At 59.0% G+C, this 6,326-nt stretch carries 3 protein-coding genes and 1 pseudogene; 3 read left to right on the top strand and 1 reads right to left on the bottom strand.

The annotated features are described in order from the left end of the window. A pseudogene (locus tag T424_RS0117930) lies at nucleotides 1-453 on the top strand (IS5 family transposase); the annotation flags it as partial. 585 nt (nucleotides 454-1,038) lie between these two features. On the opposite strand, the gene T424_RS0117925 reads toward T424_RS0117930, so the two are convergent. After that, on the bottom strand, nucleotides 1,039-1,542 hold the full coding sequence (locus T424_RS0117925; protein ID WP_027488955.1) for an invasion associated locus B family protein: 504 nt from the start codon (nucleotides 1,540-1,542) through the stop codon (nucleotides 1,039-1,041). Nucleotides 1,543-1,900: 358 nt separating this feature from the next. Here T424_RS0117925 and ppdK point away from each other — a divergent pair, with 358 nt between their 5' ends. Together ppdK and T424_RS0117915 are read left to right on the top strand one after the other, a co-directional pair. Next, nucleotides 1,901-4,573, top strand: a complete 2,673-nt coding sequence (ppdK, locus tag T424_RS0117920; RefSeq protein WP_027488954.1) for a pyruvate, phosphate dikinase — start codon at nucleotides 1,901-1,903, stop codon at nucleotides 4,571-4,573. 301 nt (nucleotides 4,574-4,874) lie between these two features. Next, nucleotides 4,875-6,299 carry a TadE/TadG family type IV pilus assembly protein gene (locus T424_RS0117915; RefSeq protein WP_027488953.1) on the top strand — a complete coding sequence of 475 codons (1,425 nt, stop codon included), beginning with the start codon at nucleotides 4,875-4,877 and terminating at the stop codon, nucleotides 6,297-6,299. The last annotated feature ends 27 nt before the right edge of the window (nucleotides 6,300-6,326 follow it).

The raw sequence follows: 6,326 nt of genomic DNA, 5'->3' as shown, positions 1-6,326 counted from the left end.
CCATCAGCACGCCGCCGGTGCAAAAAAGGGGCTGAAGATCAAGCCCTTGGCCGTTCTCGCGGGGGCCTGAGCACCAAAATCCACATGGCGGTGCGTGGCCTTGGTTGCCCCGTCCGCTTCACTTTGACCGCTGGCCAGAAAGGCGATGCGCCGCAAGCCGATGCTCTGATCGAAGACTTACCCGCCGACATCGTGATGGCAGACACCGCATATGACAGTGATCGCCTACGTGCCGCCATCGCCGAGAAAGGCGCAGTGGCGGTGATCCCTAACAATCCTTCCCGCGCCAAGAAACACCCGCTGGACAAGGATCTCTATGCCCAACGCCATCTCATTGAATGCTGCTTCTCCAAGCTCAAGCACTTCCGCAGGGTCGCAACACGCTTCGAGAAAACAGCACGAAACTATCTCGCAGTCGTCACAATCGCAGCTATCGTCCTATGGATCAGGTAACTGTCCACACGACCTAGCGCATTTTCGACAAAGGGGACCCGGGAGCGCTTTTCGATCTGACTGAATCACAGGACACGAGGCTACGGTTTTGCGTGTGGTTTACCCCCCTCTGTCCTGCCGGACATCTCCCCCTCAAGGGGGGAGATCGGCAAGATCAAGGCCCTGCCTGAATTCCTGAAAAAGGCCGTCACCACACCTATTCATTGAAGAATGGCGCTTTATCCGTATTGCAATCTCCCCCCTTGAGGGGGAGATGCCTGGCAAGGCAGAGGGGGGTAGGCCACGCCACATGCCTACTGCATAATTCCTTAAATCGGAATCGATTTAAGGTGAAAATTATGCAGCAGATTTAAAGTGTTACAGCGTCCTTTGTGCGTTTGATAAAACGCACGGCGCTGTAAGCGTCGTGTACTGTGCTGACTGAATCAGATCGGCGCTCTAACATCTTATTTTTGAAGCATAATCTTATCGATCCTCGTTTCACTCCGGTCGGATTATGCTCTAGCCGCAGGCGGCAGGCCGCACAGCATGGCAAGCGCCAGGGCCAGCCTAAAGCGTAGAGGGGGCCGCATCGCCATCCTTGCCTTACCGGCAGGCGGCGGCCTGTTTCAGCGCCGCCGACACACCCTTGAGGGAATAGGTGTAGCGTGTCTCCGTTCCCCGCCGCGAGGTTGCCTTGATGCTGAGATCGGAACCGCGCTGCATGGCGGCGATCACCCGGCTGTCATCGGCCTCCTGCCGCGTCCAGCCCACATTATCTTTGGGCAGCATGGCGAAAGCCTTGCCATCCACGGCAAGGTCGATGGTCGTGCCGGGTTTGACGCTGTAGCCCATCACGGCCTGCGGATAATAGGCGCCAGACGCACCGGATTTCGGTGCGATCAGAAAGAAATTCCTGCCGTGATCCACACCCACCGGATCTTCCTTCACCGGCACGGACAGCACGTAGCACACCGTGCGCCCGCCGCTCTTGTAGGAAAACAGTCCCCAGTGATCGAACTGCCGAACCATTTTCGGCGCCGCCGAGGCAAGGCTTGCCGAAAAGCTGAGCAGCGCAAGGGTCAACAGAATGGTTTGTAGGGCTGACATCGATATTTTCTCCATTCGTCGTTTCAATCCGGGAGTTTTAGCGAAGAGGAGGGCCCGGAACCTTTCCGGAAGGTTAATTTCCCTTCACAATTGCTTGACCTGTTTGCGACGTTTTTCCCTAACAGATTGTATGGAAAGGAGGAGTTCCGTCGCAGGCCTGTCGTATTCAGGATATGTTGATCGGCGACGCGAATGTTGCACCTGATGAGGCGGCTGCCCAAATAATGCTGCAATGCACTATAAACTTGTCAGGGTCCGCGTTTCCAAATCACGCTGGATAGGATAGACCCGGATAACAGGGCGAGGATTGAGACGCATCGTCGCCTTGAAGGGGAATGCGGGGGGAAAGAGGCGGGCGATGCAAAAGTGGGTCTACACCTTCGGTGGGGGAAAAGCCGAGGGAGGAGCCGGGGACGTCGATCTTCTGGGCGGCAAGGGTGCGCATCTTGCGCAAATGGCTTTGCTTGGTATGCCGGTGCCGCCGGGCATGACCATCGTCACCGATGCCTGTTCCTATTTCTACAGCCATGGCCGCAGCCTGCCGGAGGGGTTGAAGCGTGAGGTGCGCGAGGCGCTTTCGGGAATAGAGCGCATGTCCGGCCGCCGCTTTGGCGATGCGGAAAATCCGCTGCTGCTGTCCGTCCGCTCAGGCGCTCGCTCCTCCATGCCCGGAATGCTGGATACGGTTCTCAATCTCGGCCTGAACGACGACACCGTCGAGGGGCTTGCGCGGGTTTCCGCTGACGCCCGCTTTGCCTGGGACAGCTATCGCCGCTTCATCCAGATGTATGGCGATGTGGTGCTTGGCATCGATCACGAGGTGTTTGCCGAAATTCTCGAAGACGAAAAGGGCCGTCTGGGTGTCGAATACGATACCGACATGACGGTGGAAAACTGGCAGCGCGTGACCGGCCTCTACAAGCAGATGATCGAGGACGAGTTGGGCGAGCCCTTTCCGCAGGATCCGGAAGTGCAGCTCTGGGGCGCGGTCAATGCCGTCTTTGCCTCGTGGATGAATTCGCGGGCCGTGACCTATCGCCTGTTGCACAATATTCCGGGCAATATCGGCACGGCGGTCAATATCCAGACCATGGTTTTCGGCAATCTCGGCTCCTCTTCGGCGACGGGGGTGGCTTTTACGCGCAATCCTTCAACCGGTGACAAGGCGCTCTACGGGGAATTTCTCGTCAATGCGCAGGGCGAGGATGTGGTGGCGGGAATTCGCACGCCCCAGGCCATCACCGAGCAGGGACGGCTCGATTGCGGCTCCGACAAGCCCTCCATGGAAAAGCTGATGCCGGAGGTTTTTGCCGAATTTTCCGCCATTTGCGAGCGGCTGGAGCGCCATTACCGCGACGTGCAGGACGTGGAATTCACGATAGAGCGCGGAACGTTATGGATGTTGCAGACCCGCAGCGCCAAGCGCACCACCAAGGCGGCCATGAAGATTGCCGTGGACATGGTGGAAGAGGGCGTCATTACCGTCGAGGAGGCGGTCAGCCGCATCGATCCTGCCTCGCTGGACCAGTTGCTGCATCCCACCATCGATCCGCGGGTAAACCGGGAGGTGATCGGCACCGGGCTTCCGGCCTCGCCGGGGGCGGCCACGGGCGAGATCGTCTTTACCGCCGACGATGCGGTGATTGCCGAGGAAGAAGGCCGCAAGGTCATTCTCGTGCGGGTGGAAACCAGCCCCGAGGACATTCACGGAATGCACGCGGCAGAGGCCGTGCTGACCACGCGCGGCGGCATGACCAGCCATGCGGCGGTGGTGGCGCGCGGCATGGGCATTCCATGCGTGGTGGGGGCCGGCTCCATGCGGATCGACCTGCGTAACGGTGTGCTGATCGGCCTTGGCGTGAAGCTGAAGAAGGGCGATGTCATCACCATTGACGGCACCTCCGGCCAGGTGCTGAAGGGGGCGGTGGCCATGATGCAGCCGGAGCTTTCCGGCGATTTCGCGCGGCTGATGGAATGGGCCGACAAGGTGCGGCGCATGAAGATCCGCACCAATGCCGATACGCCGTCGGATGCCCGCGCCGCCCGCGCCTTCGGGGCCGAAGGCATAGGCCTTTGCCGCACCGAACACATGTTTTTCGAAGGCGACCGCATTCATGTGATGCGCGACATGATCCTGGCTGAAAGCGAGGAAGGGCGCCGCGCTGCGCTGGACAAGCTTTTGCCAATGCAGCGGGCCGATTTTACCGAGCTGTTCAAGATCATGCATGGCCTGCCGGTGACAATCCGTATGCTGGACCCGCCATTGCATGAATTCCTGCCGAAAAGCGCCAAGGAAATCGCCGAAGTTGCCCAGGCCATGGGCATGGAGCCACGGCAATTGGCCGAGCGGGTTTCGGCGCTGCACGAATTCAACCCCATGCTCGGCCATCGCGGCTGCCGTCTGGCCATCTCCTATCCGGAAATTGCCGAGATGCAGGCCCGCGCCATTTTCGAGGCCGCCATTGCCGCCGCGAGAGAAACCGGTGCGCCGGTGGAGCCGGAAATCATGGTGCCGCTGGTGGGGCTGCGCTCCGAGCTGGATTATGTGAAGGCCTGCATCGAGCGTGTGGCGCGTGATGTGATGCAGGAAGGCGACCTGCATATTTCCTATCTCGTCGGCACCATGATCGAGTTGCCGCGTGCCGCGCTGCGGGCCCATGTGATTGCCGAAGCCGCCGAATTCTTCTCCTTCGGCACCAATGACCTGACGCAGACCACCTTCGGCATGTCGCGCGACGATGCCAGCGCCTTTCTGCCGACCTATCAGCGCAAGGGGATTATCGAGCGCGACCCCTTCATCTCTCTGGATTTCGACGGGGTGGGAGAACTGATCCGCATCGCAACCGAGCGCGGACGCCAGACCCGGCCCGACATGAAACTCGGCATTTGCGGCGAGCATGGTGGCGATCCGGCATCGATCCACTTCTGCGAGGACATCCGGCTGGATTATGTTTCCTGCTCGCCCTTCCGTGTGCCGATTGCAAGGCTTGCGGCAGCACAGGCGGCGATCCGGGCGGCCGCAAGAGCATAATCCGACCGGCGCTGTATTGGCGGGGAGGGCAAGCGGCGGCAGACCGGCGTGATCTTCCGGCTTTTTCTCCGTTAAATCAGCGACTTCGCGCGCCGCGCGGATTCATTTTTTCATATTTGCGATTACAAATGTAATGATTTTTTTATAAGTCTTTGATAATAATATCTTTCTTTCAATTTAACCAAACATCTTTGCTGTTCTTTACCGAAAACCCGATAGGTTTGCGCCAAAATGGATGGACCGCGCCAAGAAGCCAGTCTCTGGCCATGCGGGACGAGCCGAATGGCTGAAGGGGTTTGGGATGCGGATGTCGGCACTGTTTGCCCGCTTCGGGCGCGACGATTGCGGAAATTTCGGGATCATGTCGGCGCTGCTTGCAGTGCCGCTCATTCTGGCCGTGGGCGTGTCGATCGACTTTGCGCGCGCCTATAACCGCAAGGTCGATGCGCAATCGGCGGCGGATTCGGCCATTCTGGCCGGATCGACCAGCTATACCGGCAGCAGCAGCCTTTCAACGGTTGCCAGCCAGATCGATACCTATCTGGCTGCCAATGCCGGTTCCGACCTGAAGCGCATTGCCGGGCCGACGGTCAACAGCGATGCGACGGAAATCTGCATCACCGTTCAGGAGACGGTGGCGACGACGCTGATGCAGATTGTCGCCGTCAATTCGGTGCCGGTCAGCGTTCAGTCCTGTTCCGCCATTGGCCAGACCTCGGTTGAGGTTTCGCTGGTGCTGGACGTCTCCAGCTCGATGCGCGAAGACGGCCGGTTTACCCCGATGCAAAAGGCCGTGCAGACTTTTCTTGGCAATTTTTCCAATAATGCCGCGGCCATCAACAACAGCCGTATTGCCATTGTACCCTTTTCCAGCCGTGTCAATTTCGGCATGACGAAAACCGGATGGCTGCGCGCCTATAATGGCAGCGCCGCCGTGCCGACGCGCTGGACCACCATGAGTTCCTATTACGGTAGCTCCAGCTATACGCTGGCGACCTGGGTGGATAGCACCACCCAATATGCCTATACATCCAAGCCAAACTATTATTGGGCGGGCTGCGTGGAGCCGCGTGCGGATGTGGAGGTTTATGAAAACGGCAGCTTCTCATCGACCGCCACGGGCGATGCGCCGCCGTCCACCCAGGGCTTTGTGGCCATGGATACCAATCCCGGCGCGGCAGGACAATTCAGCTATTGCCCGCCGCCGATAATCGGCCTCACCAATGATTTCGCCACGCTGCGCTCGGCCGTCACCAAAATGACCTCGGAAGGCTCGACCCGGCTCGATGCAGGCATTGTTGCGGGCTGGTACACGCTTTCGCCGCGCTGGCGCAGCGCCTGGGGCGGCAGCGTGCCGCAGGATTATTCCAGCAAGGTGCGCAAGGTGCTGATTTTCATGACCGACGGCGAAATGAACGTCAAATACGGCGTCAACAGCAATGGGGCCAGTGAGACAGACAAGCTCGACTGGCTTTGCTCCAACAACAAGACCGATAGCTGCAATACCACCGCCACCAAGGCATTTCTTGCCACCTGCGAGGCGATCAAGAAAGCCGGGATCGAGATCTATACTGTTTCTTACGGTTCGGATGCCGATACGGCCAACCTGAAAACCTGCTCCAGTGGCACGGATTATGCGCTGAACGCCTCTACCTCCAACATCCAGACGGTTTATGACGCCATTGCCAAAAACCTGACGAGCGGCATGGCCCGGCTGACGAGATAAAGCATTTACAGGAAAAGTGGGAACCGG

Source organism: Allorhizobium undicola ORS 992 = ATCC 700741 (assembly GCF_000621665.1).
Lineage (GTDB): Bacteria > Pseudomonadota > Alphaproteobacteria > Rhizobiales > Rhizobiaceae > Allorhizobium > Allorhizobium undicola.
The sequence above is the reverse complement of the archived record's forward strand: the minus strand, read 5'-3'. Positions and strand labels throughout refer to the sequence as shown.